The organism is Marinobacter sp. S6332 (genome assembly GCF_023016045.1).
Lineage (GTDB): Bacteria > Pseudomonadota > Gammaproteobacteria > Pseudomonadales > Oleiphilaceae > Marinobacter.
This window is the reverse complement of record NZ_JALKAP010000004.1, coordinates 204,283-230,271: the sequence shown is the minus strand read 5'-3', so window position 1 is coordinate 230,271 and position 25,989 is coordinate 204,283. Positions and strand designations below refer to the sequence as shown.

At 51.9% G+C, this 25,989-nt stretch carries 23 protein-coding genes; 9 read left to right on the top strand and 14 right to left on the bottom strand.

The features are described 5' to 3' along the window. Positions 1-88 precede the first annotated feature (88 nt). The 5 genes from MWU62_RS07745 to MWU62_RS07725 all read left to right on the top strand — a co-directional run bounded on the left by MWU62_RS07745 (position 89) and on the right by MWU62_RS07725 (position 6,838). Complete coding sequence (locus MWU62_RS07745; RefSeq protein ID WP_247114301.1) at positions 89-1,213, top strand: 5-(carboxyamino)imidazole ribonucleotide synthase; 1,125 nt, start codon at positions 89-91, stop codon at positions 1,211-1,213. An 89-nt stretch (positions 1,214-1,302) separates the two neighbouring features. Next, the gene (gene sodB, locus MWU62_RS07740) at positions 1,303-1,881 is read left to right on the top strand and encodes a superoxide dismutase [Fe] (RefSeq protein ID WP_247114300.1); all 579 of its coding nucleotides are present in this window, start codon (positions 1,303-1,305) and stop codon (positions 1,879-1,881) included. 264 nt (positions 1,882-2,145) lie between these two features. After that, a complete protein-coding gene (locus tag MWU62_RS07735) occupies positions 2,146-4,206 on the top strand; it encodes a GGDEF domain-containing phosphodiesterase (protein ID WP_247114299.1) in 2,061 nt (686 codons plus the stop codon). A gap of 23 nt (positions 4,207-4,229) precedes the next feature. Continuing rightward, positions 4,230-4,817 (top strand): LemA family protein, encoded by a 588-nt coding sequence (locus tag MWU62_RS07730; RefSeq protein WP_200361624.1) that lies wholly within the window; start codon positions 4,230-4,232, stop codon positions 4,815-4,817. Between the two features lie 11 nt (positions 4,818-4,828). Further along, the gene (locus MWU62_RS07725; protein WP_247114298.1) at positions 4,829-6,838 is read left to right on the top strand and encodes a M48 family metallopeptidase; all 2,010 of its coding nucleotides are present in this window, start codon (positions 4,829-4,831) and stop codon (positions 6,836-6,838) included. A gap of 10 nt (positions 6,839-6,848) precedes the next feature. On the opposite strand, the gene gspD is transcribed toward MWU62_RS07725, so the two are convergent. The 6 genes from gspD to MWU62_RS07695 all read right to left on the bottom strand — a co-directional run bounded on the left by gspD (position 6,849) and on the right by MWU62_RS07695 (position 13,427). Next, positions 6,849-8,810 (bottom strand): type II secretion system secretin GspD, encoded by a 1,962-nt coding sequence (gene gspD / locus MWU62_RS07720; RefSeq protein WP_247114297.1) that lies wholly within the window; start codon positions 8,808-8,810, stop codon positions 6,849-6,851. A 32-nt stretch (positions 8,811-8,842) separates the two neighbouring features. Beyond that, positions 8,843-9,706, bottom strand: coding sequence for a type II secretion system protein N (locus MWU62_RS07715; RefSeq protein ID WP_247114296.1), 864 nt, complete (start codon positions 9,704-9,706; stop codon positions 8,843-8,845). Further along, positions 9,706-10,497: a type II secretion system protein N gene (gene gspN / locus MWU62_RS07710; protein ID WP_247114295.1), complete on the bottom strand. Its 792-nt coding sequence runs from the start codon at positions 10,495-10,497 to the stop codon at positions 9,706-9,708. The genes MWU62_RS07715 and gspN overlap by 1 nt, the downstream gene beginning before the upstream one ends. A gap of 175 nt (positions 10,498-10,672) precedes the next feature. Beyond that, positions 10,673-12,325 carry a chaperonin GroEL gene (groL, locus tag MWU62_RS07705; protein ID WP_247114294.1) on the bottom strand — a complete coding sequence of 551 codons (1,653 nt, stop codon included), beginning with the start codon at positions 12,323-12,325 and terminating at the stop codon, positions 10,673-10,675. A 78-nt stretch (positions 12,326-12,403) separates the two neighbouring features. Continuing rightward, positions 12,404-12,691 carry a co-chaperone GroES gene (groES, locus tag MWU62_RS07700; protein WP_247114293.1) on the bottom strand — a complete coding sequence of 96 codons (288 nt, stop codon included), beginning with the start codon at positions 12,689-12,691 and terminating at the stop codon, positions 12,404-12,406. A 193-nt stretch (positions 12,692-12,884) separates the two neighbouring features. Continuing rightward, the gene (locus tag MWU62_RS07695; RefSeq protein ID WP_247114292.1) at positions 12,885-13,427 is read right to left on the bottom strand and encodes an FxsA family protein; all 543 of its coding nucleotides are present in this window, start codon (positions 13,425-13,427) and stop codon (positions 12,885-12,887) included. Between the two features lie 195 nt (positions 13,428-13,622). Here MWU62_RS07695 and MWU62_RS07690 point away from each other — a divergent pair, with 195 nt between their 5' ends. Beyond that, positions 13,623-13,865 carry a helix-turn-helix transcriptional regulator gene (locus tag MWU62_RS07690; protein ID WP_247114291.1) on the top strand — a complete coding sequence of 81 codons (243 nt, stop codon included), beginning with the start codon at positions 13,623-13,625 and terminating at the stop codon, positions 13,863-13,865. Then, positions 13,855-15,021, top strand: coding sequence for a type II toxin-antitoxin system HipA family toxin (locus tag MWU62_RS07685; protein ID WP_247114290.1), 1,167 nt, complete (start codon positions 13,855-13,857; stop codon positions 15,019-15,021). Before MWU62_RS07690 ends, MWU62_RS07685 begins: the two co-directional genes overlap by 11 nt. On the opposite strand, the gene MWU62_RS07680 is transcribed toward MWU62_RS07685, so the two are convergent. The 3 genes from MWU62_RS07680 to MWU62_RS07670 all read right to left on the bottom strand — a co-directional run bounded on the left by MWU62_RS07680 (position 14,996) and on the right by MWU62_RS07670 (position 17,226). Continuing rightward, positions 14,996-15,313 carry an MGMT family protein gene (locus tag MWU62_RS07680; RefSeq protein ID WP_247114289.1) on the bottom strand — a complete coding sequence of 106 codons (318 nt, stop codon included), beginning with the start codon at positions 15,311-15,313 and terminating at the stop codon, positions 14,996-14,998. The genes MWU62_RS07685 and MWU62_RS07680 overlap by 26 nt on opposite strands. Positions 15,314-15,318: 5 nt before the next feature. Further along, a complete protein-coding gene (locus MWU62_RS07675) occupies positions 15,319-16,665 on the bottom strand; it encodes an MFS transporter (RefSeq protein ID WP_247114288.1) in 1,347 nt (448 codons plus the stop codon). Between the two features lie 78 nt (positions 16,666-16,743). Further along, positions 16,744-17,226 (bottom strand): YajQ family cyclic di-GMP-binding protein, encoded by a 483-nt coding sequence (locus MWU62_RS07670; RefSeq protein ID WP_200361634.1) that lies wholly within the window; start codon positions 17,224-17,226, stop codon positions 16,744-16,746. A 116-nt stretch (positions 17,227-17,342) separates the two neighbouring features. On the opposite strand from MWU62_RS07670, the gene MWU62_RS07665 reads away from it, so the two are divergent. Both MWU62_RS07665 and MWU62_RS07660 read left to right on the top strand, forming a co-directional pair. Beyond that, entirely contained in the window at positions 17,343-18,314 is a 972-nt protein-coding gene (locus MWU62_RS07665) for a response regulator (protein WP_247114287.1), read from the top strand. 307 nt (positions 18,315-18,621) lie between these two features. Then, on the top strand, positions 18,622-19,647 hold the full coding sequence (locus MWU62_RS07660) for an AraC family transcriptional regulator (RefSeq protein WP_247114286.1): 1,026 nt from the start codon (positions 18,622-18,624) through the stop codon (positions 19,645-19,647). A 152-nt stretch (positions 19,648-19,799) separates the two neighbouring features. On the opposite strand, the gene MWU62_RS07655 is transcribed toward MWU62_RS07660, so the two are convergent. The 5 genes from MWU62_RS07655 to MWU62_RS07635 all read right to left on the bottom strand — a co-directional run bounded on the left by MWU62_RS07655 (position 19,800) and on the right by MWU62_RS07635 (position 25,920). Beyond that, positions 19,800-21,011 carry an argininosuccinate synthase gene (locus MWU62_RS07655; RefSeq protein WP_247114285.1) on the bottom strand — a complete coding sequence of 404 codons (1,212 nt, stop codon included), beginning with the start codon at positions 21,009-21,011 and terminating at the stop codon, positions 19,800-19,802. 293 nt (positions 21,012-21,304) lie between these two features. Then, the gene (gene fliS, locus MWU62_RS07650; protein WP_247114284.1) at positions 21,305-21,706 is read right to left on the bottom strand and encodes a flagellar export chaperone FliS; all 402 of its coding nucleotides are present in this window, start codon (positions 21,704-21,706) and stop codon (positions 21,305-21,307) included. Between the two features lie 54 nt (positions 21,707-21,760). After that, positions 21,761-23,734: a flagellar filament capping protein FliD gene (gene fliD, locus MWU62_RS07645; protein WP_247114283.1), complete on the bottom strand. Its 1,974-nt coding sequence runs from the start codon at positions 23,732-23,734 to the stop codon at positions 21,761-21,763. Positions 23,735-23,937: 203 nt separating this feature from the next. Beyond that, complete coding sequence (locus MWU62_RS07640; protein ID WP_247114282.1) at positions 23,938-24,375, bottom strand: flagellar protein FlaG; 438 nt, start codon at positions 24,373-24,375, stop codon at positions 23,938-23,940. A gap of 69 nt (positions 24,376-24,444) precedes the next feature. Further along, positions 24,445-25,920, bottom strand: coding sequence for a flagellin (locus MWU62_RS07635; protein WP_247114281.1), 1,476 nt, complete (start codon positions 25,918-25,920; stop codon positions 24,445-24,447). Between the last annotated feature and the right edge of the window lie 69 nt (positions 25,921-25,989).

Sequence of the window (25,989 nt, the reverse complement as noted above, 5' to 3'; positions counted from 1 at the left end):
GACGTATTCACAGCGTGTTTTGTAAAGCCTCGCCCCTGCCGTGCCAACCACCCACGGTAAAATGCCCGACAACGGCAGGAGAATACAAATGAGAATTGGTGTATTAGGTGCCGGTCAACTGGGAAGAATGCTTGCCCTAGCCGGTTATCCGCTGGCCAAAACCTTTGTTTTCTATGACATGTCCGGCAGCCCCAGCGCTGGTCTGGGTGAAGTCATTATCGACCGCGAAGGCAAGTATCTAGACGACTTTTTATCGCGGGTTGATCGCGTCACCTATGAATTTGAACACCTCCCCGTAGACGTGGCCGAGAAACTGGCTAAAGAAAAACCGGTTCACCCCTGCCCCCGCGCCCTGCAGGTTTGCCAAAACCGCGAAGCTGAGAAAACACTGTTCGGTGAACTTGGCATCCCAACACCACAATGGAAAATTGCCGATAGCGCCGAATCCCTAAAAGCCGCTGCAAAAAGCCTCGGCTGCCCAGTTGTAGCTAAATCCAACACCGAAGGCTACGACGGCAAAGGTCAAGCCGTATTAAAGAGCCCGGAAGATGCCGAGGCTGCCTGGGAGAGCATTGGGCATCCACGGCTAATGGTTGAAAAGTTTGTAGAGTTCAGCCGCGAAGTTTCTATCATCGCTGTGCGTGGTGAAGATGGCCAGTTGGCGTTTTACCCCATTTCAGAAAATGTTCACCACGAAGGCATTTTAAGGTATGCCATTGCGCCAGCGCCAAAGCTTGAAAAACACGTACAAGAAGATGCAGAGCGATATATAAAGGCTCTGTTGAACGAACTGGGGTACGTAGGTGTACTTACTCTTGAGCTGTTTGAAACAGCCCATGGACTGGTCGCAAATGAGATGGCGCCCCGGGTTCATAACTCCGGACATTGGACCATTGAAGGCGCGATGACCAGCCAGTTTGAGAACCATATTCGCGCCGTGAGTGGGCACCCATTGGGCAGTGTTGAGTGTCGCGGCTTAAGCTGCATGATTAACATCATTGGAGAACACGGCAATGTTGAACGCCTGCTTGAACTCCCCTACGCTCACGTTCACCTTTACAACAAAGGCGAACGGGCTGGCCGAAAGCTAGGCCACGTTAACGTATTAGCCGACAGCTATGAAGAACTCGTTTGGCGAGTTCGGAACTGTGTGCAGTTTTTACCCGGCAGCCCTGAATTCAGCAGCTCATTACACAGTAACCGTATAGCCTGAATCATCTTATGGGGTTGATATCGCTCAAATCGACCCTATATTAGTGCAGTAACACTCACCATAATAGAGAGACTAGGGAGAACGACCTCATGGCATTTGAACTTCCAGCACTACCTTACGCAAAAGACGCACTGGCACCACACATCTCTGCTGAAACCCTCGAGTACCATTACGGTAAGCACCACAACACCTACGTAACCAAGCTTAACGGACTGGTTGAAGGTACCGACAACGCCAACAAGTCGCTTGAAGATATCATCAAGAGTGCTAGCGGCCCGTTGTTCAACAACGCAGCACAGGTGTGGAACCACACTTTCTACTGGCACTGCCTAAGCCCTAACGGCGGCGGCGAGCCAACAGGCGCAGCAAAAGACGCCATCGAAAAGGCGTTTGGCTCTTTCGATAACTTCAAGAAAGAGTTTAACGACAAAGCTGCCAACAACTTCGGCTCAGGCTGGACATGGCTGGTGAAGAAAGCTGACGGTAGCGTTGCCATTGCCAATACCAGCAACGCAGAAACACCGCTTACCGGCGCTGACAAGCCTGTTCTGACAGTGGATGTTTGGGAGCACGCGTACTATATTGACTATCGCAACTCCCGTCCGAACTATTTGGAAGCGTTCTGGAATCTTGTTAACTGGGATTTCGTGAACGAAAATCTGGCCTAATCAATTGGCTAGTTTTCCAAATTCAGCTGGTGACGGCTGAATGTAAAACGCCCGCATTCAGCGGGCGTTTTTGTGTGAGCGTTGATCAAGTTTACAAATTGAAACGCCAGTATTGTGAAGTATTCAAAAAAATCACCGATACTGCATGTGGTGTAGTTTAATCTGAATAATAATCCGTACTGTCGGCAAGCTGAGCCAAAGCCGCCGACATACTCCAGCTTCAGGTATCTGGGCGCCTAATAAATAGGCTAACGACGGGTCTAAATGCGGAAATCTTTTGAGGTTGAAAATCGTCTCGGCTATAGAATCCTCCGCTGGATACTGGCCGTCGCGCTTATCAGCGGTGTGATTTTAAGCGCCATACAGGTGGTGCTCGATGCACGCCGTGTTTCTGCTGATCTGGACAATGAAGCCATGCAAACCATCGCCATGGTTAAAGACGCGGCAACTCAAGCCGTGTTCAGTATTGATGCTGATCTGGCAGACCAAGTAGTGGACGGTCTGTTTGCCCGTAAAGCCGTACATCTAGCCCAGATACTACACACGAACGAAGAGCCCCTAAGCAAGCGTGAGCGACCTATGGCCGAAAGCGTCTTTAGGCCGCTGACTGACGCTATTTTTGGTGTCGAGCGCCAATACCGCACAGAACTGAAACGCAACAGCGGTTCAGATACTGTTTACGGCTATTTTGATGTTCACTACGATACTGTGCCTGCCGCCCACATATGGCTGGGGCGAGCCGCCGTGACCTTTACCTCTGTGGTGGCTACTGCGGTCATTCTCGGCATGGTATTGTTCTTCGTGTTTTACATGCTGCTAACCCGCCCACTGCTGCGCATTGTACATTCGGTAAAACAGGTAGACCCGGCGCATCCAGATGACCGCTTAATTGCTACACCTGTTGGCCATGAGAAAGATGAACTCGGGCTTTGGGTGGGTGCCACCAACACACTGCTAAGTGCCATTGGGGATAGCCAGAAGCGCCACCGGGAAGCAGAAGACCGAGTAAGCCGACTCTCACGCTATGATCAGCTTACAGGGCTGCTAAGCCGAGATAGCTTTATGGAGCTTTTAAACGCTGATATAGAAGAATCCAAACACAACCAAACACTTTTGTCGGTCATGGTTTGCGGCGTTGATGATTTCAAGTCTGTTAACGATCAGTGCGGGTTCCGCGCCGGGGACCTCTCCCTTCAAATTGTTGCCGACAGACTCATAAATTCACTCAGCGGATCACGCTTCACAATAGCACGCCTTGGCGGCGATCAATTTGTCGTTGTCGAAAAGAGGCTTAAAGACGGTTTTCAAGCTGCGGACACTGCTGAAGCTATTCTTGCCGGTATTAGCGAACCCATAAGGATCGAAGGCCAGAGTGTTTCCATGACCGCAACACTGGGCATTGCGCTCTACCCCGCTGACGCCAAGCAATCAGATAGACTGCTTCAAAGCGCCGAGCAAACTATGATGCTGGCGAAACAGAAAGGGAGGGACCATTTCCAGTTCTACGTAGCCAGTATTGATCAGGAAATCCGAGACCGTAAACAGCTGGAGAAAGATCTATCCAAAGCCTTGTCATTGAATCAGCTGCACCTTGTTTACCAACCTCAGATAAACCTAGAGACTAAGCGGGTTATAGGTGCTGAGGCACTGCTCCGCTGGGAGCACCCTGTACGCGGGCTGGTTCCGCCGGATTATTTCATACCTGTTGCCGAGAACAACGGCTCTATTGTCGAAATTGGCCAATGGGTTCTAGAGCAAGCCTGTCTTCAAGCCAAACTGTGGGCAGACAAAGGGTTGCCTCTGCGTATTGCCGTAAATCTGTCCGCGGTGCAGTTACGCCAAAACACCATTGTTGATGACATTCTGGGTACTTTGAAGCGTCATGAAATTCCGGCGGGCCGTCTCGAGCTAGAAGTGACAGAAACCAGCTTCATGACCAACCTGTCCGATGCTGTAGCCAAATTGCACACCCTGCATCGAGCTGGCATCAGCCTTGCGGTAGACGATTTTGGAACTGGTTACTCGTCACTTACTTACCTTAAAAAAATGCCGGTGCAACATCTAAAAATTGATAAGCAGTTCATTCGGGACCTGCTCATTAATGAAGAAGACACCCGCATCACCAACACCATTATCGACCTTGGCAAAAGTCTCAATTTAACCGTGGTCGCCGAAGGTGTTGAAACGGCAGAGCAAGAGTATTATCTCACCCAACGCGGGTGCAAACTGGCGCAAGGTTACTTCTTCAGTAGGCCACTGCGCCCTGCGGATTTCGAGACGTTTGTGCAGGGATTTCACGAAAAAATCGTAGAAAACAACGCCTGATTCATTACCTGTGAGGATTTGCCATGGGCACTACCATTATTGGCCTGATCGTTATTGCCGTTGCGGTAATCTATCTGGTTTTTATCTACAACCGTCTGGTTTCTCTGCGCAACCAGTTCAAAAATGCCTTTGCGCAGATTGATGTGCAACTCCAACGCAGACACGACCTGATCCCCAATCTGGTCGAAGCGGCCAAAGCTTATCTAACCCATGAAAAATCAACGCTCACTCAAGTTATGGAAGCCAGAAACAACGCTGTGAGCGCCCAGAAAGACGCAGCAAAAGACCCCGGCGACGGCACCAAAATCCAGCGTCTTGGCGGTGCCGAGAACTTGCTCACCAAAGCTCTAGCCAACTTCTATGCGGTAGCGGAGAACTACCCTGACCTGAAAGCCAATGAGACCATCCAGCAATTGATGGAAGAGCTTTCCAGCACTGAAAATCGCGTGTCTTTTGCCCGCCAAGCCTATAACGATGGCGTGATGAGCTATAACATCTTTCGCGAGCAGTTTCCCAACAACGTGATTGCGGGCATGTTTGCCTTCAAGGAAACCTCCCAGCTAGAGCTTGAGTCTCCAGAGGCCCGTCAGGCGCCTAAAGTGGCCTTTTGAGGCCCTGACACATGGCTCACCCCGGATTTTTCCAGCGTCAGGCTAGCGCCCGGCGCAACACCAGCTTGTTGGTGGCCTTGTTCCTTGCCGCTGTAGTGCTGATCACTCTGGCAGTGTGTCTGGTGGGTTACTTTGTAACCCGAAGCGAAACCTCCGGCCAACCCTTTCATCACTGGCTGCTGTCCAGTCACGGGCTAATTACCGCAGCAGCGGTGATACTTCTTATTTGCATGGGCTCATTGATACGCTGGGCGGATCTTGCCGGTGGGGGTAGTCGCGTTGCGAAAATGGTTGGCGCCCGCCCCATTGACCCGGATACCCGAGACAGCGACGAGCGCAAGCTGTGCAATATTGTAGAAGAAATGGCCATTGCCAGCGGTGTGCCTGTGCCGGAACTCTACATCATGGACAACGAAACCGGCATCAATGCCTTTGTGGCCGGGTACACCCCCGGCTCGGCAGTGATGGTGGTCACTCATGGCGCGATAACACAACTAACCCGAGACGAACTGCAAGGTGTTGTAGGGCACGAATTCAGCCACATATTTAATGGCGACATGCGCTTAAACGTTCGCCTGATTGCGCTGCTAGCGGGCATTTTGATGATCGGGCAGATTGGCGGATTCCTGCTTCGCTCGTCATTTTATAGCAGTGGGCGCACCACCGGCCGCAATCGAGACGGGCGAGCCCAAGCCGCCATGGGCGTTGTTGGCATAGCGCTGTTTATAATCGGGTATGTGGGTGTTTTTTTCGGGCGATTGATACAGGCCGCCGTATCCCGACAACGGGAAACCTTAGCCGATGCGTCTTCGGTGCAGTTCACCCGCAACCCAGACGGCATTGGCGGCGCCCTCTTTAAAATCGGGCTCAGGGGCAGCTACTTGGATACGACCGGCCATGCCAGCAACATGAACCACATGTGCTTTGGCGAAGCGGCACGCATGAAGTTCACCTCGCTGCTTGCGTCTCACCCACCGATTGAACAACGCATTCAAGCCATCCAACCCGGGCTTATGGCGCGCCTGAAAAGCCGCCTGCGCGACACTGAGCCTGGAGCTGACCTGCGCTCTGCAACCGCGGGATTTCAACCAACTGGGGTTTCAGGCATCGCAAGTGCAGCCACCGACCTCTACGGCACCGTCTCTGGCAGGCGCACGTCGCTTTCTGGCTCCGCAATTGCCACGCATGCTGCACCCAGCCCCGACAGCATGCAAAGACTCTCTGAAAGAGTCGGCACCATCAGCCCGGAAGGTGAAGACTTTGCAATCAAGCTCCTTCAACAACTGCCCTCAACCTTTCGCGGTTTGCTCTACACTCGGGCGGGCGCCATTCAACTGTGTTATGCGTTGCTTATTAGCGATCTACCCCAACAAGAACAGGCTGGTCGGCTCGCATTACTTCCCGAACACTCGTTATTTGGCCCGCAGTCCGACCTGCTGGCAAAGCTGATCCCGACACTCCAGAAAATAGGGGACGCCGTTCGCTTCCCGGCACTTGAGCTGGCAATGCCAGCACTCAGAAAGCTCGATCCTGAAGAGCGCGCGGATTTGATTCGGTGGGTAAGAGTATTAGTGAACGCAGACAACAAGGTTACGCTGTTTGAGCTGGCGCTTACCAGCTTTCTTTCGCGCCACCTCGGAGTAGATGCTGCCCGGGCCATTCCCGTTCGCTATCGCAGCTATAAGGCCGTGATGCCTTCACTGCAACGGCTTCTTAGCCTCTTGGCTCGAGCCGGTGTGGGCAATACTCAGCATGAGGCTCAAGCCTTGTACCATGAAGCTATGGCGGGCTTCGCCAACAACGACCATGAAGATCACCCAATGCTCGAAAAAGTAAGCATGCGCCAGTTACAGGAAGCGCTGAAAGCACTGAACGGGCTTTCTCCGTTATTAAAGCCTGCCGTTATCGACGCCTGCGGACACTGCATTACCTACGATGGAGTAATTGAGCCGAGGGAATACGAACTAATGAGGCTAGTGGCAGACCAAATGGACTGCCCAATGCCACCGATGGTGGTGTGAGCTAGCAGACTTATCGGGCCTGCTCACCCTCCCCTGCACTGAACAAGACATTTACACCAGGGTTTGCTTTAACTTCTGGCAGTCCCAGCTTGTTGCGTATGTCGAGATTCACCTTCCAGAGTTTATTGAACTTCTCCGAGGTAACCGTAACCGCTTCCGCCTTACCCAACATGATTTTCGGCCGCAAAAAAACCAGCAGGTTTCGCTTTACTCGGCGCTCAGACTCTGATGAAAACAGTCGGCCAAGATAGGGGATATCGCCCAGCAACGGCACCTTGCTCTTGCTCACCGAGTAATCATCGCGGGTAAGACCACCCAGCACTATGGTTTCGCCATCATCCGCGAGCACGGTTGTCTTGATCTCACGCTTGTTAGTAACGATATCAGAAGCGTTATCAATGCTATCGGCTACGCTTTCCGTTGTTTGCTCCACCACCAGTCTCACAAGGCCGTCCGCGCTGATTGTTGGTGTTACCTTTAGCGTAAGACCAATATCACGGCGCTCAATGGTCGTGAACGGGTTAGTGGTGCCATCACCTGCCACCGTGGATTGACCCGTGCGGAAAGGCACGTTCTGGCCCACAATAATCTCCGACTCTTGGTTATCCAGTGTAATGATGCTTGGCGTCGATAACAGGTTAGCCGCAGCTGACGTAGACAGGGCCTGTAGTAGAATACCCCAGCTAACTCCACCCTTGTCCCTCTGGCCAGCACCCAAGGTTATGCCGCCAACAGCTGGCGTAATCGCTGACTCGGTCAATATCGCGCTCAGCACATCACCGAGGCTCTTACCTACGTTGCCAAAATTGGTGCCCACCACAGGTGTTGAAGAGCCTGACTCATCGCCAACAGCTACCTGAACGCCCAGATCTTGACCCAGTTCATCACTGATCTCCACAATCGCAGCTTCAATCAACACCTGAGCACGGCGCACATCCAGCGCAGCGACAATTTCCTCAGCCTCCTGCATCAAAGACGGCTCGCCCCGAACAACCAATGCGTTTAGCCCTTCATCTGCAAATACCGCAAAATTACCCTGGGGCTTTGTACTGGCGCCACCACCGGCCGCACCACTTCCACCGGCTGTTTCTTTGGTGACCTCACCCATAATGCCTTTTAAAAGCTCACTAAGGCCCTTTGCATCGGCATGCTTAAGACGGATAACTTTGGTGGCCCCGCCACTGGCGGAAGGCTGATCCAGCTGTGCAATCAAGCCGCGCATTTTTCCGCGAAAGGTTTCATCGCCACGAAGAATAAGGCGATTGCTGCGCTCATCAGCGGTAACGCTGTATTTTCTTGCAGAGTTATCTGTACCTGCACGGCCAAGCTCATCCGGAGCAAGCTCTTGCAACAAAGCAACCATATCGCCAACCCAAGCCTCTTTTAGCTTGATAACTTCCACTTCGTATTTCGACGGGCTATCTAGCTCCCTAACAATTTGCTCCATACGCTTAATGTTGGAGGCGTGATCACTAATAATTAGGGCGTTGGCTGCAGCTACACCTGCAAGATGGCCATACTTTGCGACCAAGGGCCGCAGAATAGGAACCAGCTCCAGCGCGTTGGCGTTATCGATCTGAATAACCCGGGTTATAAGCTGCTCGGAGGGAATACTTGAGAAACGCCCCAGCACTTCGGCGGACTGCTTCGCATCAACTTGCTGAACAACCTTGATAACCTCTTCCCCGGGAATAGCCGTAAATCCATGCACGTTGAGCACGGCTAGAAACAGATCGTAGATTTCGTTTTTGTTCATCGGGGCACTGGAAAGAACCGTTACCTTGCCTTTCACCCTAGGGTCTACCACAAAGCTGTACCCGGTAATGTCTGCAACCTGAGTAACAAAAGCGCGGATGTCTGCGTCTTTGAGGTTAAGCCGCCAGGTTTCGTCCTGAGCGTAGGCTGCCGACATAAGAGGAAGAAGGATAAGCAGAGCCAAGGTCCGCAATAAATTGGTCTTGTAGTTATACATCTGGCGATTTCGTCCTGTATCGATGAACCCTGTCAGCGCCACTGCTCAGGTATGGCATAACTTATGGTGAGGATAGACCCGTCACGTTCGATTTCTATATCAAGGCTGGCCTGGCCACGCCAACTCTCCAACAGCGAGCGATCCTGCTCCACATCACCCAAGCGTTGCCCGTTGATGGCAGTAATCACATCGCCAGCTTTGAGATTCACAGCATTCAGCATGGCATTGGAACCGTTGTACACATAACCCGAGGCACCTGTGTCATCAACCGGGCTAAGGCCGTAAGGCGTTAGAGCGGCCACCCCAGCGCTATCGAGTTGCTGCCGTGCGTTTTCTAAAAACGCTTCGGGCGAGGATTCTGAAGGCCTGCGGGCAACTTCCGCAACCATTGTGGATGCGTCATCTTCCTCGAAGTTTAATGACTCATAGCGTCCGCCCCGGCGAATCAATATGCGCTCGGACTCAACTTCGGCCAGTTCGGCATTACCGGGCAAAACGTCGCCAACACGATACCAGGCTGTTTCGCCATTGCTCCCAGCCACTATAGCACCAGAGTCTTCCGGACGCTGACCTACTAGAACACCTTCAAGCCTAAGGCTCAACCCTGTTTCCGGCGCAGCTCGCTTAGCAGCTTCTGCCACTTCTCCCGTCGCTTCCGCGCGACCAAAAAACTCGTAGCTTGCCATGGGATAGCTACTTGAACTCAAACTCCCGGAAGCCCTACCCGCGGAGGAGTCAGGACCAGAAGAAACCGCAACCGGCTTGTCTTGCCAGACGAAAAGCCAAGTGACATTCGCCATCGCGATGCCCAAATAAATGACCAGCCACATAAGAAGTAAGTTGGCGACTGCTTTCGCTATTCGATGCTGAGTTTCCGGGGCTGGCATAGCCGTCATCAACGAGCCTCCGGCAATAGAGGCTGTTTTATGCGGAACACAACATCATCGGGGCTAGCTGTGTCCGACCAAGGCTGCCCAGCCAGATCTATCATGCGCTTGTAAACCCGCAATTCCATCATGCCGTTCCACAGAATATTGGCATCTGCAGCCGGGCCGTTACCCGCCTGCTCTGAAACAACCAGCCCCACACCGCCGCTTGTGGTATCCATATTAGCCTGCATGGGTGGGAACTGTGCCTGCCCTGTCTGGTTACCCATAGGCCAGCTTACACTCCCGCCAGCCCATCTTCCGAGACCGTCCGCACGAACCACGCGGTCATCCGCCCACTCGAGAATTAAGCGGTCGATACTTACATCACCCTCAATCATCGCGCCACCGCTGCGGCGGATCAGTTCTTCAAACTCAACCACGGCCACATGACCGCGAGCATTCAGCCGAGCATTTGCAGGCCAGCCCAAGGTTATATCGCCCGTAATAGACGACTGTCGAGATTCCACAGAAACCCGCACCGTCTGCTCCAAACCCGTAATAGACGGCCAGCCTAGCGCCCATTCAATCCGTAAAGGAAATCCCGCGACAACAACACCAGCCGCACCATCCCATAACTTACCCGCCACCTGCTTCACTTGAACCTGAGGTGGCAAGGAAATATGAGCAGAAGCCTGATGCCACACCCAGCCAGCAGGAACAAACACAATCAGTGCGCCGATATAAAAAAACAGCCCAAGCAGCATAAGCAAAAACAGCTTACCGAGGCGGAAGAAAGGCTTGGATTCAGCGTCACTCATTCAGATACACACAAACAGTTGGCAGGTTGCCGAGTCTAACAAACGCTCTCGCCAAGTTCATGACAAAAAAACAAAAACCCCACGCCAGTGTGAACCGACGCGGGGTTTTCGAGAGCAGATCAGGCCACGCCTCTCAATTTGAGACGCAGTCGGAATCAGCAAGTTATGAACGGCATCACATCATGCCGCCCATACCTCCCATTCCGCCCATTCCACCCATATCTGGCATGCCGCCACCGGCTTTCTCGTCATCCGGCTCATCTGCAACCATCGCCTCAGTGGTGATGATCAAAGATGCAACAGATGCAGCAGCCTGTAGTGCAGAGCGGGTTACCTTGGCTGGGTCTAGGATACCCATTTCCAGCATATCACCGTACTCTTCAATCGCAGCGTTGTAGCCGAAAGAGCCTTCGCCTTCGCGAACCTTGGCAACAACAACTGAAGACTCACCTCCAGCGTTGGAAACGATCTGGCGCAATGGAGCTTCCATCGCACGACGCAGGATGTTAACACCGGCTTTCTGCTCTTCGTTGATCGCGTCAACCTTGTCCAGCGCAGCAATCGCGCGGATTAGGGTTACGCCACCACCAGGCACAATGCCTTCTTCAACAGCAGCACGGGTAGAGTGAAGGGCGTCTTCAACGCGTGCCTTCTTCTCTTTCATTTCCACTTCAGAACCGGCGCCCACCTTGATGACGGCAACACCGCCAGCCAGCTTGGCTACACGCTCTTGAAGCTTCTCTTTGTCGTAGTCTGAAGAACTGTCTTCAATCTGCTTACGAACCTGCTCAACGCGAGCTTCGATATCAGCCTGAGCACCAGCACCATCAATAATCGTGGTGTTTTCCTTGGTTACGTTTACACGCTTGGCTGTACCCAGGTCGTCCAGAGTTGTGTTCTCAAGGCTCAGACCAACCTCTTCGGAAATCACAGTGCCACCGCTAAGAATAGCGATGTCCTGCAGCATTTCCTTGCGGCGATCACCAAAGCCAGGCGCTTTAACAGCAGCTACTTTTACAATGCCGCGCATGTTGTTAACAACCAGAGTTGCCAGCGCTTCGCCTTCGATGTCTTCGGCGATGATCATCAGCGGCTTGCCAGCTTTGGCAACAGCTTCCAGCACCGGGAGCAGCTCACGGATGTTGGAGATTTTCTTGTCAACCAGCAGCATGTAAGGGTCATCAAGCTCAACAGACATGTTGTCCTGATTGTTGATGAAGTACGGAGACAGGAAGCCGCGGTCGAACTGCATGCCCTCTACTACGTCTAGCTCGTCTTCCAGACCACGGCCTTCTTCAACCGTGATGACGCCTTCTTTGCCTACTTTTTCCATTGCATCAGCGATTAGCTTACCAATGGTCTCGTCGCCGTTGGCGGAGATGGTACCAACCTGAGCAATAGCACGGCTGTCGTCGCAAGGCTTGGCCATTTCACGGATAGCTTTTACGGCTTCCGTCAGTCCCTTATCAATACCGCGCTTCAGATCCATCGGGTTCATACCCGCGGTTACTGACTTAACGCCTTCATTAACAATAGACTGGGCCAGAACAGTGGCCGTAGTAGTACCGTCGCCAGCTGTTTCATTAGCTTGGGAAGCAACTTCCTTCACCATCTGGGCGCCCATGTTCTCGAACTTGTCTTTCAGTTCGATTTCTTTGGCAACCGACACACCGTCTTTGGTAATAACCGGAGCGCCAAAAGACTTCTCCAAAACCACGTTACGGCCTTTGGGGCCCAGAGTTACTCGAACCGCGTCTGCAAGGACGTTGACGCCTGCAACCATGCGCTTACGAGCGCTATCACCGAACTTAACTTCTTTTGCTGACATGTCTTCTATTCCTGTTCGTTAAACCGAATTCGTTGAATCAATCGGGTTACTGACTGTTCGTGCGAATTGCTTCAGCGATCACTCAAGCACGCCGTAAATATCGCTTTCACTCATGATGAGCAGCTCTTCACCGTCTACCTTTACGGTGTTGCCGGCGTATTGGCCAAATACCACGGTGTCACCCGCCTTGACTGCCAGCGCACGGGTCTCGCCATTTTCCAGAACACGACCGTTACCCACGGCGATAACTTCACCTTGAGACGGCTTTTCCTTAGCGTTACCCGGCAGCACGATGCCACCTGCAGTTTTCTCTTCTTCTTCTTTACGGCGTACAACGACACGATCGTGTAGCGGACGAATCTTCATTGCTCGGTTTCTCCAATTAGTCAGATTAATGTGGCAATGACATTTGCTGTTGATGGCCGAATTGCAAATGCAATCCGACAAAATTGCCCGGCCTCTAACTTGCTGTTTTCCAGCCAGTATCAGCCTGCGGCTAACTTGTGAAACCTATGTGGGGTTGGCCCGGGGGTTTTCAACACCCGCACCCATAAATTTTTCACTTTTTATCGAGGCGATCCCGGTCGGTTTTTGTCTCGTCCCGGTATTCCCCTTCGATAATATCGCCGCTCCCATCACGGTCGAACGGGCGCTGGCGCCCGAAGGGGTTGCTGCGATCACCAAAAGGGTCGTCTCCGAACGGAGAACGGCCACCGCCAGCGCGGAAATAAAAACCGCCGCCTTGGCTCGATACCACCATGCGCTTCAAGGCTTGCGCAGCTAGCCAGTGCCTGCTAAACGGCAGCAAACATAAAAACCCGACAGCGTCGGTAATGAAGCCGGGGGTAAGCAAAAGCACGCCACCCACCGCCAAAATTAACCCTTCTGCCACCTCTTTTGCGGGCAACTCGCCGCTGTTCAGGCGTTGATTGGCCTTGAGCAGCGTCGCCAGCCCTTGCTGCCGTAGCAACCAGGCGCCAATCACCGCTGTCAGCAGTACAAAACCGATAGTATTGAAAACACCAATTGCGCTACCAACCTGAATGAGCACAGCCATTTCGGCGATGGGCATGATAATAAAAATAAACAAAAATATGGGCATCAGGGTCTCGTCATCGCGGCACGTACTATTTAATTTAGGGCAAAACCTGAAACTTCAAGATTTGGTGGGTATTTGTCTGGCTAGGCGACTTAGCAAAACCTCTTATTGGCACAACCCGAATTGAATAAAATACTTTACAAAACAGGATTGAAACCTAATATGTAAATTAAATTAGTCATAAAAGTGCATATCTAAATGGATTACCAAACCTTAGGACAAACTATCTCTGCCTTGCGCCAGCAACACGGAGTGTCCCAACAAAAAATGGCAGAGCACCTTGGCATCTCACGGGCCACAATCAACGCGCTCGAAAATGGCCGGTCGGGCGACATTGGCATTCGGAAAATCATGAAGGTACTGGACTATCTGGGCAAAGAACTAGCCATTCGAGACAAGTCGCCTTTTCCTACGTTTGAGGAGCTGAGGGATGAGCAATGAGCTAAACGTATGTGTTGAAAACCAGCAAGCAGGGAAGCTATTTCAAGAAGATGAAGAGTTTGTTTTCCGCTACAGCAACGCCACGCCCTCGGATCAGTTCGTGTCGCTGACCATGCCCGTGCGTCGGAAGGACTACAGCCACCGCCAGCTGCACCCGATATTTGAGATGCATCTCCCTGAGGGCTACCTGCTCTCAATCATAAAAAAGCAGTTTGCCAAAATTACAGAAACGGACGACTTTGGGCTTCTCAAGTTGCTTGCCCCAAATATCCGAGGGCGCATTGAGTACACTCGCAATGACCAACTCGAAAAACCGCCGCTTCACTTGCACACACTTTTGCATTCCGGCAACCCAGATCTCTTCGAAGAACTTGTCTCACGTTTTGCATTGCGCTCTGCCCTGAGCGGCGTACAGCCCAAGGTGCTGGCACAACTTGAGAACAAAGCGACTCTGCGTTTGGATGATTTTATTGTTAAAGCTTGGGGGCAAGACTATCCAGCCCTTGCTCTAAACGAATACTGCTGCATGCTTGCATGCCAATATGCAGGTATCCCTGTGCCGGAGTTCTACCTCTCCGATGATGAATCACTCTTCATCATGAAACGGTTTGACCTCAACGACGACGGAAGCGCATTGGGCTTTGAAGATATGTGTGTCCTTCAGGCAAAGCAGCGAGAAGACAAGTACACCGGCAGCTATGAGCAAGTCGCAAAAACGATCAAAACCTTTGTGAGCCCCAAAAACAAAAACCGATCTCTGGAGCAGTTCTTCAAAATGCTTGTGATCAGTAACGTTATACAAAACGGAGACGCGCACCTTAAGAACTTCGGCTTGGTATACGAGAGTTCAGAGTCGGTCATACTGGCACCGGCTTACGATATCGTCTGCACAACGGCGTACATCCAACAGGACATCCCCGCACTCACCCTTGCAGGCAGCAAAAAATGGACATCCCGAAAGCAACTTGAGCGATTTGGTGTACAAGTCTGTGAGCTAACAGCATCCCGAGCCAACATTCTGTACGACGAGTGTTTGAATGCTCTGAAAAAATTGTCACCCTATCTAACAGATCGTCTTGCACAAAACCCTAACAACCAACAACAGATGGTGCTTGAGCATCTTCAGGCTCTTATTGCCAACGAAACTGCCTCATAGCCACCCGGCCATTGATTACTTCCACGCCTTCAGCCTCCAGTAAAACAACCTGTTCTTGGTAAATTTCGGAGCCCTGTGGAAAGGCAATTTGGCCATTGCTGCGGATAACACGATACCAGGGGACTGAGTGGCCCTGAGGAAGCTTGCCCAGAGCGCGACCAATGTAACGGGCCTGTTGCCCAAGGCCCGCCATTTCTGCTACTTGGCCGTAACTTGCGACCTTGCCAGCCGGGATAGCAATAACAACCTGCCAAATTTTCTGGTCTTTAGTCGGCTCATCTCGCTGCTCCACAGCATCTACCCTCCTGTTGGTTGAGGAACATCTGACTCGCTGCCACCCGAATGATCCGGCGCCAGAGCATCCAGTCTTTCACCCTGACGAATCATAAACACCGACAACAGAATAGCCGGGACACCCATAAGGCCCGCCACCAGAAAAAACTCTGCATAGCCAAACCCCGCAACCACCATGCCTGAGAAGCCCCCCAAAAACTTGCCTGGCAGAGTCATTAGAGAACTGAACAAGGCATACTGAGTGGCAGTGAAAGAGGCACTGGTCATACTGGAAAGCCAAGCAATAAGGGCCACATTGGCAATGCCGCCACTGAGATTGTCGGCACTCACCACAACCGCTAAGGTGGCCAGATTGGGCGGGTACTGCGCCAGAAACACGAACAAAAGATTGGTGCTCGCGGTCAGAATGGCGCCTATAAGAAGAATTTTCCTTGTGCCATAGCGCACAACCAAAACACCGCCCGCGAGGGAGCCAGCGATGGTCATGAAAAAACCGAAAATTTTGGTAACGTCTGCAACTTGGGTTTTGCTGAAGCCCATAAAATCCAGATAGAAGGGATTGGCCATCACACCCATGGCAATATCGGAAATGCGGTACACGGCAACCATTAACAAAATCGCAATGGATAGCTCTTTATAGCGGCGAAAGAAATCCAAAAATGGACCGGCCACGGCCGCATAAAACCAACCCGCAAACCGAGCTATCCGTGGACCAAGGTGGGTTCGCTTGGCGGCCTCTTGCTCAATTTTGTGCGCTATATCCTGAGCTGCAGAATAGTGGTTCACTCTAGGTTCTTTCACAACCAAAACGGTTACGGCTCCCACGCCCACCAGAGCAGCCATAACCTCATAAGACACCTGCCAGGACCAGAACTCTGCCAAATACAGAGCGCCAGCCCCGGCAACCAACAAAGCCAGCCGATAACCGAAAATGTAGGTTGCCGCCAGCGCGGCCTGTAGACGCTCCTCCGCAATCTCAATGCGATAGGCATCTATAGCCACATCCTGCGTTGCAGAGGAAAAGGCCACCAGCAACCCACAAAGTGCCATGGTTTCGGGCACCGCAATGGCGTCCACATGGGCCATCAGGTATAGGCCCGTTGCAATTCCCGCTTGCGCGAACAGAATCCAGCTACGGCGCTTACCCAGTAGCTTATCCAGCACCGGCAGTTTCAGGCGGTCCACAACCGGCGCCCAAAACACCTTGATGGAATAGGTGATGCCCAGCCAACTAAAAAAACCGATAGTGGCGGTTTCCACGCCCACATCCGCCAAGCGGGCGTTCAAAGTGGAGAAAACCAGCAAAAACGGTAACCCGGCAGAAAAACCGAGAAACAGCAGGGCAATCACCTGCCAACGGGTGTAGGTGTATAGCGTGTCCCGGATTAAGTCTAGGCGGGTGCCGGTTGAGATGGTGGAGCCTCCGGGTTAGTCGCGAAAATTATTGAACTGCAGAGGTACATCCAGTTCCGTCTCTCGCAACAACGCAATGGCGGTTTGTAGATCGTCCCTTTTCTTACCGGTTACCCGCACCTTGTCACCCTGAATGCTGGCTTGCACTTTCAGTTTGGCATCTTTGATAAGCTTCACAATCTTCTTTGCCATGTCGGTTTCAATGCCTTGCTTTAAAAGCAGGTGCTGTTTTACCAGCTTGCCAGCTTTGCTTTCGCCATCTTCAGCAAGGGCACGGCCGTCAATGTTGCGTTTGGCGAACGCCATTCGCAGCATATCCATTAGCTGCTCAAGCTGAAACTCCTCCGGTGCGCTAATGGTAAGGCCTTTCTCATCCTGCTCAATATCCGCATCCACGTTCTTGAAGTCCCAGCGATTGCCAAGATCACGCTTGGCCTGATCCACCGCATTGGTCACTTCGTGCATGTCAATTTCAGAAACAATGTCAAAAGAGGGCATGATCGTTATTCTCCAGAGGCTGTAGCGAGTATACTCTTTGCTTTAAAGTGAGGGCCAAGCATACCAAGCCCCGGAATTCCCCGCATCTGACAATGGACTGGTTAAAGTAGGTAACAATGCCAAACCTGGATCTTCCTATCCTCGTAGTAGACGACGCGAAATTCAGCAGTATGGTCGTTGGCCGAACCCTGCGAAATGCCGGATATCGCGACGTACGTATAGCCAACGACGCTCTAGCGGCCCTAAAACTGATGGAACAACGCCCAGTGAGTGTGCTGATTGCAGACTGGCTGATGCCCGAAATGGACGGGCTAGCGTTAACCGACCGGGTACGCCAGCAGGATGAACAGATTAATCACTACACTTATGTGATTCTGCTGACTGCTCGGGAGAGCGTAGAAGCCTTGGCAGAAGCCTTTGATCGGGGCGTGGATGACTTCATTTACAAGTCCGACATGACCAAGCAACTAATTCCGCGAATTTTTGCTGCAGACCGCATGGCAGATCGCCAGAACACACTGTTGCGCGCCAACGCCCTGCTCATCGAGAACAACCGCGAACTCGAATCCAGCAATATCATTGACCTGGAAACTGGGCTTTGCAACCACCGTTACGGCCGCGACCGCCTTAACAAAATGCTTCGGCATGCAGAATCCAGAGGTGGCGCATCCGCCTATGTGCTGTGCGGGATTCGAAACTGGCAAGAGTTGAAGCGCAAGCACCCACCCACGGTGATGTCCGAACTGGCGGTTGGTATCGCTCGCAGGCTAAGCACCCTGATTCGCCCTATTGATGTATTATGCCGTGTGGGCGACAACCAGTTCGCACTTATTGCGTATTTCCCCAACAGCGATCACTGCACAACAACCGCCTTCCGCCGGGTTTTCGATGGTATTAACCATAAAGCACTGAAAACCACGGCTGGCTATATTTCCGTCGAAGCAGGTATGGCGCTATGCAAGGCAGATGCACAGCATGGCACGCCATCCATTCAAGACATGGAGCAAGCGGCTGTGCACGGCTTAGTAGATGCCTACGAAACCCGGCGATTTACCGAGACCACACCAACGCTGGGAACAAGCGCCTGACGCAAAGAACAATCTGTAACATTGAGACACACATCACACACAGACATATTAAAGCGAAAGTCCTATTCTGAAATTGTGGATTTAAGCAGTATCCCCCATGGCGGAGGAGCCGAGTTGTACCTCCGCCGCCAAATGGGAAATCCACCGAATTAACGAATTTTTCAGGCACTTTCGTTTGTTCTCCTTTTTTAGGCCAGCTTCTTAGCTGGCCTTTTTGTTTTTCCCCCAGACAACTCCCAAGCTTAAAGTCGTTCGGCGCAAGTTTCGTTATACTCTGGTCATAATTTCTAGCAACTGTGCAGCCAACATGAAAAACCTTGGAACCGCCTCTGTCGCCGCGCTCCGGCAATATACCCGCGCCGCCGAATCCGCAGGTGCCGACACTACCGCCCTTTTTAAACAGGTGGGTCTTAATTCCGCCATTCTGGATTCCGACGAAGGCCGAATTAACGGTGAACAGTTTCAAAGCTTCATCCGCTTACTGTGTCAGCATACCAACAACCCCATACTTGGACTGGAAACCGGGGATTTCGTGCAGCCGGGCTCATACAGCGTGCTGGGCTACATCACCATGAGCTGCGCCACGCTGGGAGAAGCCGTCGCCCGGATTGCACCGTTTGAAAAACTAGTGGGCGACATGGGCACAACTGGCCTCACCATGGCGCAAGGCTCTATCAAGCTCACTTGGAACTGCAACTACGATGACCCGATTGTACGACCACAAGTTGTAGACAATGTTTTCGCCTCCTGGGTTAACTATGCCCGCTGGCTTGCAGACGATACAGCCGCCTCCCCCACCAACGTGCGATTGAAACGACAATCCCCCGGCGAAGATCTGGAGCAGGCTTACCAAAGGCGCTGGAATTGCCCCGTACACTTTGGTGCCGATGAGGATTCCATAACCTTAAAGCAAGAACTGTTGGAAACTCGCCTGCGACAACCAGACCCCCTGTTGCGCAAAACGTTAGAGGCGCATGCCCTCACCCAACTGGCTTCGCTGGACACGGATACCGATCTGATATCTCAGGTAAAACAGAGCATTCAGAAACAGTTGATGCATGGCATAACCCGACAAGATATGGTGGCTGAGGATCTGGGTGTTACCAGCCGAACCTTGCAACGTAAGTTGAGCCAGGAAGGTGTTTCTTATCAGAAGCTACTGGATGAGGTTCGCCAGAAAATGGCGGAGGATTATCTACTGAACAGTGACTTGGGGATTCCGGATATCGCATTAAGGCTGGGATACAGTGAAACTACGTCGTTTCATCGGAAGTTTAAAGCAGTGGCGGGGATGACGCCTGGGGAGTTTAGGCAATCGAAGCCTGTTAGCTGAGCATAAACGGCCTGGGCGGGCAGAGCCTCCCAGAAAACGCCCGTGAATACTTCCCTGTAGGGCTCGGTCGCGCCATCCTTGGCGCTCCACGTTTCTGGGAGGCTCTGCCCGCCCCGACCTGCCTGACTATTTGCCAGCCGCTTAGCTAAAACTTAAAGCTTGCGACCTTTCCCCGCAGCAATCCGCAGGCGCAGTGCATTCAGCTTGATGAAGCCTTCCGCATCCTTCTGATCGTAAGCACCGTGATCTTCTTCAAAGGTCGCGATAGTCTCATCGAACAGGGAATCGTCAGATTTACGGCCAACAACGTCTACATTGCCTTTGTAAAGCTTTAGACGAACAACACCGTTCACGTATTCCTGAGTCTGGTCGATCAACGCTTGCAGAGCCTCACGCTCTGGCGACCACCAGTAGCCGTTGTAAATCACCTCAGCATAACGGGGCATCAGGCTGTCTTTAAGATGCGCTACTTCACGGTCCAGAGTGATGGACTCAATCGCGCGGTGGGCTGGCAGCATAATGGTGCCGCCCGGTGTTTCGTAGCAACCGCGGGACTTCATACCCACGTAACGGTTCTCAACAATATCCAAACGGCCAATACCGTTAGCACCAGCAACCTTGTTCAGGGTTTCCAGCACTTCATGAGCCTTCATCTCCACACCGTCAACAGCGACGATGTCGCCCTTGCGGTAAGTAAGCTCAACGTAAGTCGGCTTATCAGGAGCAGCTTCCGGAGACACACTCCAGCGCCACATATCGTCCTCGGCTTCCGACCAGGGATCTTCCAGGTTCATGCCTTCGTAGGAAATATGCAGCAGGTTGGCATCCATGGAGTAAGGCGATTTGCCCGGCTTCATGTCCACCTGAATATTGCGTTCTTCACAGTATTTCAGCAGCTTCTCACGGGAATTCAAATCCCACTCACGCCAAGGCGCAATCACTTTTACACCCGGCTTAAGCGCGTAGGCACCCAACTCAAAACGAACCTGATCATTACCCTTACCCGTTGCACCGTGGGAAATAGCATCGGCACCGGTTTGGTTAGCAATATCAATCAAACGCTTGGCAATCAGAGGGCGGGCGATAGAAGTGCCCAGCAGGTACTCACCCTCATAAATGGTATTCGCACGGAACATCGGGAACACGTAATCGCGCACAAACTCTTCGCGCAAGTCCTCGATGTAGATTTCCTTAACGCCCAAGGCTTCTGCTTTAGCACGGGCAGGCTCAACTTCCTCGCCCTGGCCGATGTCGGCGGTAAAGGTAACCACTTCGCAGTTATAAGTATCCTGCAACCAGCGAACAATAACGGACGTATCCAGGCCACCGGAATAGGCCAGAACGACCTTTTTGATATCAGACATGTCTGTGCTCCAGACTGAATAGAATGGATGTATTGAAAAGAAGGGACGTATTGTACGGGATGGTGGGGGAGTTGGCTATTGGGAGCGGGAGGGAACGTCACCCCCTCTCCCGCGAGGGGAGAGGGGCTAAAGACTGCTGCCTGACACTTGGGGAGTAATCTTCCCCTCACCCCTTGTGGGAGAGGGACCGAGGGAGAGGGGCTAAAGACTGCAGCCTGAGAAATAGGGAGTAGTCTTCCCTCTCCCCTTGCGGGAGAGGGACCGAGGGAGAGGGGGGGGAACCACTTCAACCTTTAACCAACCTGAGCAGACTGCCCCACGGCCTCTTCACGAATACCATCCCAGCCATCTTTGATGGAGCGAAGCAGGTTAGCCACTTCATCTAGCTTAGCTACATCATTCTTAGCGTTGGCTTCAAACAGTGTACGCTCCATGTAGTCGTAGAGTGCTTCTAGCTGAGCGGCTAAATCACCGCCCTTTTCAAAATCTAGAAAGCTACGCAAGCCGCCAATAATTTCAATGGCCTTGGTAATCAACTTACCTTTGCCAGCATAGTCTTTAGCCTGCATGCGGGCTTTGGCCATGTTGATACGTTCCAGTGCGCCGTTATACAGAAGCTGGATCAGCTTATGTGGATCTGCATCGGTGATACTGGTCTGTGTGTTTACCCGTTGGTAAGCTTGTAAACCGTTCATGATTAACCTCATTTGTCACCGGCTACGCCGGAATGATCAATTCTTTAGCCGGGATCACTTCTTGTTAAAGTTCTCAGGCGCCAAAGCAGCTAACTGCTGCGTCAGATAATCCCCAGTGCTGTTTAATTGGGCAATCAGTGAGTCCGCGGCAGTAAATTGACTAACCAAGCGCTCCTGATATGAAGCGATCCTGTCATCCAGCCGAACTCGCTCTTCCTGAATACGCTCCAAATCGCGAGTCAAACTACTGGTTTTGGTATCAAGCGTTCCGTCAGGCCCCACAATGCTGGTTACCAGGTTAACAGCGCTCTCACCGATTCCTTCGATAAACTTCACATTGCCATAGGTGCGGGCTTCATCCCCGCTAATGCGCAACTGCATGCCCTTAGCACCGCCAGCACCCACAACCGTAAGCATTTGGCCCTCGCCCGTTGCTTCCTGACCACCTACAGTTCCTGCTACATCTTTACCCAGTATCCCGGTTTGCACGGACAGCCCAAGTGAAGTTCCATCTTCCACAGACATAACACTAACGTTCGAGCTACTACCATAAAGCCCAGATGTAAACGTGAGAGCTCCTGTTCCATCTAAACCAACACGTACGGACTGTCCAGCCGAATTCAGTGCGGTATTACTGTCTAGCTGACTCTGAATCTCATCGGCAAGCTCCTGAGCCGTGGCGTAGGTTTGCTGGGTCAGTTGCAGATTAACCGTCGTTTTGCCGTCAATAGTGAGTTCCAGCTCGTCATTGGTTCCGTCAATAGTGACTCCTGACGCCAAAGGCGCGGTCCCTGCAACTCCACCGCGCGTAGCTGGCTGGGTAATATCAATTTCATAATTGCCACGCTCAGTGCCACTGCCAGCCTTAACAAACTCAACGCCAGCATCCGATACGCGCCCCTGCTCGGCAAAAAGCGCCGTCACATCATCCGGGTTAGCTTTGAGCTGCTCTTCAAATTTAGCGCGATCAAATGTCAAACCACCGGTTTCATAATCGGTTGTAATGCCTACATCGGCCATGGTTCGAATGCTTGCATTCTCTAAACCCGGTACAACACGTGTTAAAACGTTACGCAGTTGAGACTGAATAGCCCGCACAGACGTATCGCCAGAGAGGATACCTCCCTGCCCCGTGTCGGCGTTGTAACCCGACAAACCTTTAATGGTCGACTGCAAGGCATTGAACTTTTCGACAAACGCGCCAACTCTATCCGCAACTGCACCAAAGTCTTGATCAACCTTAACAGTTGAAGTTGCACCCTCAGCTTTCGCCTCGAACGACAGTCCGTCAATTACGTTATCAAAGGTATTAGTAGAGCGAGTGATCTCGATACCGTTTATCTCAACAGAGGCATCTTTCGCTGCAATGGTTTCGTCCAGATTCTGCACCGAACCATTAAAGGCAAACTGCGACAGCCCAGCACCGTCTTCATCTAGCCCGTCATCGTCTGAAACAGAAATATTGATAGCGTTTTCTATACCGGTATTTTCAGACGACATAACAAGCCGATAGCCGCTGCCTGTATCCACAATGCCTGCAGACACCCCAACACCCGCTTCATTAATCGCATTGGCGAGACCTTGAAGCGTATTGTTTGAACCGTCGATGGTAAGCGTTGCCGAGTCTTCACCGGATGAAATGGTAAAGGTGCCCGTACCTACCGACGAAGAGTCGCGATCTGCAAAGGTGTTGGAAGCCAAAGATTGAGCCTGAGCCAACCCCAGAACTTTCACACTGTAGGAGCCACGGCTAGCCTTACTGCTATCAACCGTTACAGCAATATCTTCATTGGAGGAACTGGCAGAAAACGCCTTGAGGTTATCTGGGGCGCTGAGTTGCCTCATAGGCAACCGCAGTTCCGTTACGGCGCTACGTAAAGTGCCATAAGCGGAAATAAGCGTTTCTGCACGCTGGGTTTTAAAGTTAAGCCGATCTTCAACGGGCTTGCGTTCAGCCGCGACCAACTGATCCACGAGATCCGAGTTCAATACCCCGGAACCAATACCTAATGATGAAATGCCTGCCATAACAATGCCTCCTCGAGGGGGCGAATCTCTTTATCTATTCCGGTTATCGGCAGAGAGCGGCAAAACTTTGCCTTTTTCTCTACCAATTTTGTAACTGGCTGTTAAGACTAGCTTAGCCCAAAACGCAAAACACCGCCGGGCCTTTGTCAGGTACGGCGGTGCTGAAAAACCATTGCTAACCTCAAACCACAGGTACCGAGTACCTACACCTTGATGTTAAACAACGTCAGCGGTTCATCTTGCTGCAATTTCTCTGCCAACCTCATTGCCACTTCATCTGGAATCTGGCGAATAACTTTCTGGGTTTGCTGATCCACCACTTTCACAATGGTCTGTCCCATATCGTTATCAACCTCGAACTGCAGATCCCTTTGGACATTCTGAACATAATCATTCAGCTGCGAAACCGCACCCTTCAACTCTTCCTGCTGCGCTTCATTTCGCTTCTGCAATTGCTCAGCTTTTGAAACGTCTTGGGCCTGGGAAGTCGATTGATTTGGCAAAACGCGCCCGGTTGATGAAGGAGCAAGCTCGGAGGCATTCCTGCCTTCGGCCTGAGATGACGACATTGCCCTTGCCGGTGCCTGCGCGCCAGAACGCGCCAGCTTGAAATCCGGGTTGTTCAGGTTAACGTCATTCATAGCTCACCTCACTATCCTTAAACGGCTTAAAACCGGAACCCGAAGGTTCCGGTTGTTACCGCTAATCCCTTACTGCAGGAGGGAAAGAACCTGCTGCGGACGAGCATTTGCCTGTGCCAGTACTGAGATACCAGCCTGCTGCAGTACCTGAGCCTTGGACAGCTTGGCGGTTTCTGCTGCAAAGTCTGCGTCAAGAATCCGGCTCTGAGCGGCGCTCAGGTTTGTGCTGGTGGACTCTAGATTAGAGATGGTGCTTTCAAAGCGGCTTTGGATTGCGCCAAACTTCGCGCGCTGTGAGCTGATGTTGTTCAGTGCAGCATCAACGGTTTTCAACGCTTGAGTTGCACTTTCAAACGATGTCACGTCAAGCTCAGACACCTTTCTCATTTCAGAGCCAACGTCTGCGAACGCGTTAGAAGTAGTGACGGCAACAGCGAAGGAACGATCTGAATCAAGCTGCAAATACCCGCTACTAATGATATCCTCGGCGGTTGTATCTCCCGTTAAAGTTTGAGCTGCGCCTGCGTCCTTTAGCTCCCCGCTATCATCTCGGTACTGCTTTTTTACCTCCACGTTTCCGGCATTCTGCACAGATGTATCACCAACCTTAATATCGGCACCGGTTTCGTTAGTCAAAACCACTGACTTACCATCATCTGCTACTTGAGCAGCAACACCCGTCTTGGACGACTGATCATTAATCGCCGCTACCGCCGCTGAAAGAGCGTCTTGACCTTCTTTAGCATCAAGAGTGAAGGACACTGATTGCGCATCACTATTTTCAGATGTCAGATTCAAGGTGTAGCTACCAGAGGCAGTGAACGTCAAATCAACTTCCGTACGTGCTGTTGCAGTTACTCCAGTATCAGCAGTTTTAGAATTAATATCTGCTGCAATATCCTTAGAAGATGCACCGCCCGATGCAATCGCAATATCCTCTGACCCCAAATAACCATTAATCGCGACTGACCCAGATGTCACGCCATTAGTAGATCCACTCGACGCGGCCGCACCGCTAGCTATGACCTGATTGTTACCATACTTGTCTGTGCGGAGGTTAGATGTTGATGCCGAAATGGTCTCGTTAGCATTAGCGCCAACCTGAAACTGGACCGAGCCAAACGAGCCATCAAACAATTTCTGGCCATTGAAGTTTGTGGTGGTCGCAATGCGATCCAACTCTGATGTCAGCTGATTCACTTCGTCTTGCAACGCTTGACGATCCGAAGAAGAGTTTGATGCGTTAGCGGACTGAACAGCCAACTCACGAACCCGCTGTAGAATGTTACTGGTCTCATCCAGCGCACCTTCAGCCGTCTGGGCCAAAGAGATACCGTCGTTAGCATTACGGGTTGCTTGGTTCAAGCCGCGAATTTGAGATTCAAAACGGTTAGAAATTGCCAAACCGGCAGCGTCGTCTTTTGCCGAGTTAATACGCAGGCCAGAAGAAAGACGCTCAAGAGCCTGGTTGGACTGGTTCTGTGACTTGTTCAACTGGTTCTGAGCGGACAGTGATGCAACGTTGGTATTAATACCGAGAGCCATAATGCTTCCCCTTCGACAAAAGTCGTTTTACTGAAAACGGTCTAGCGCTCGGTTTTAGGTTGTGAGCGC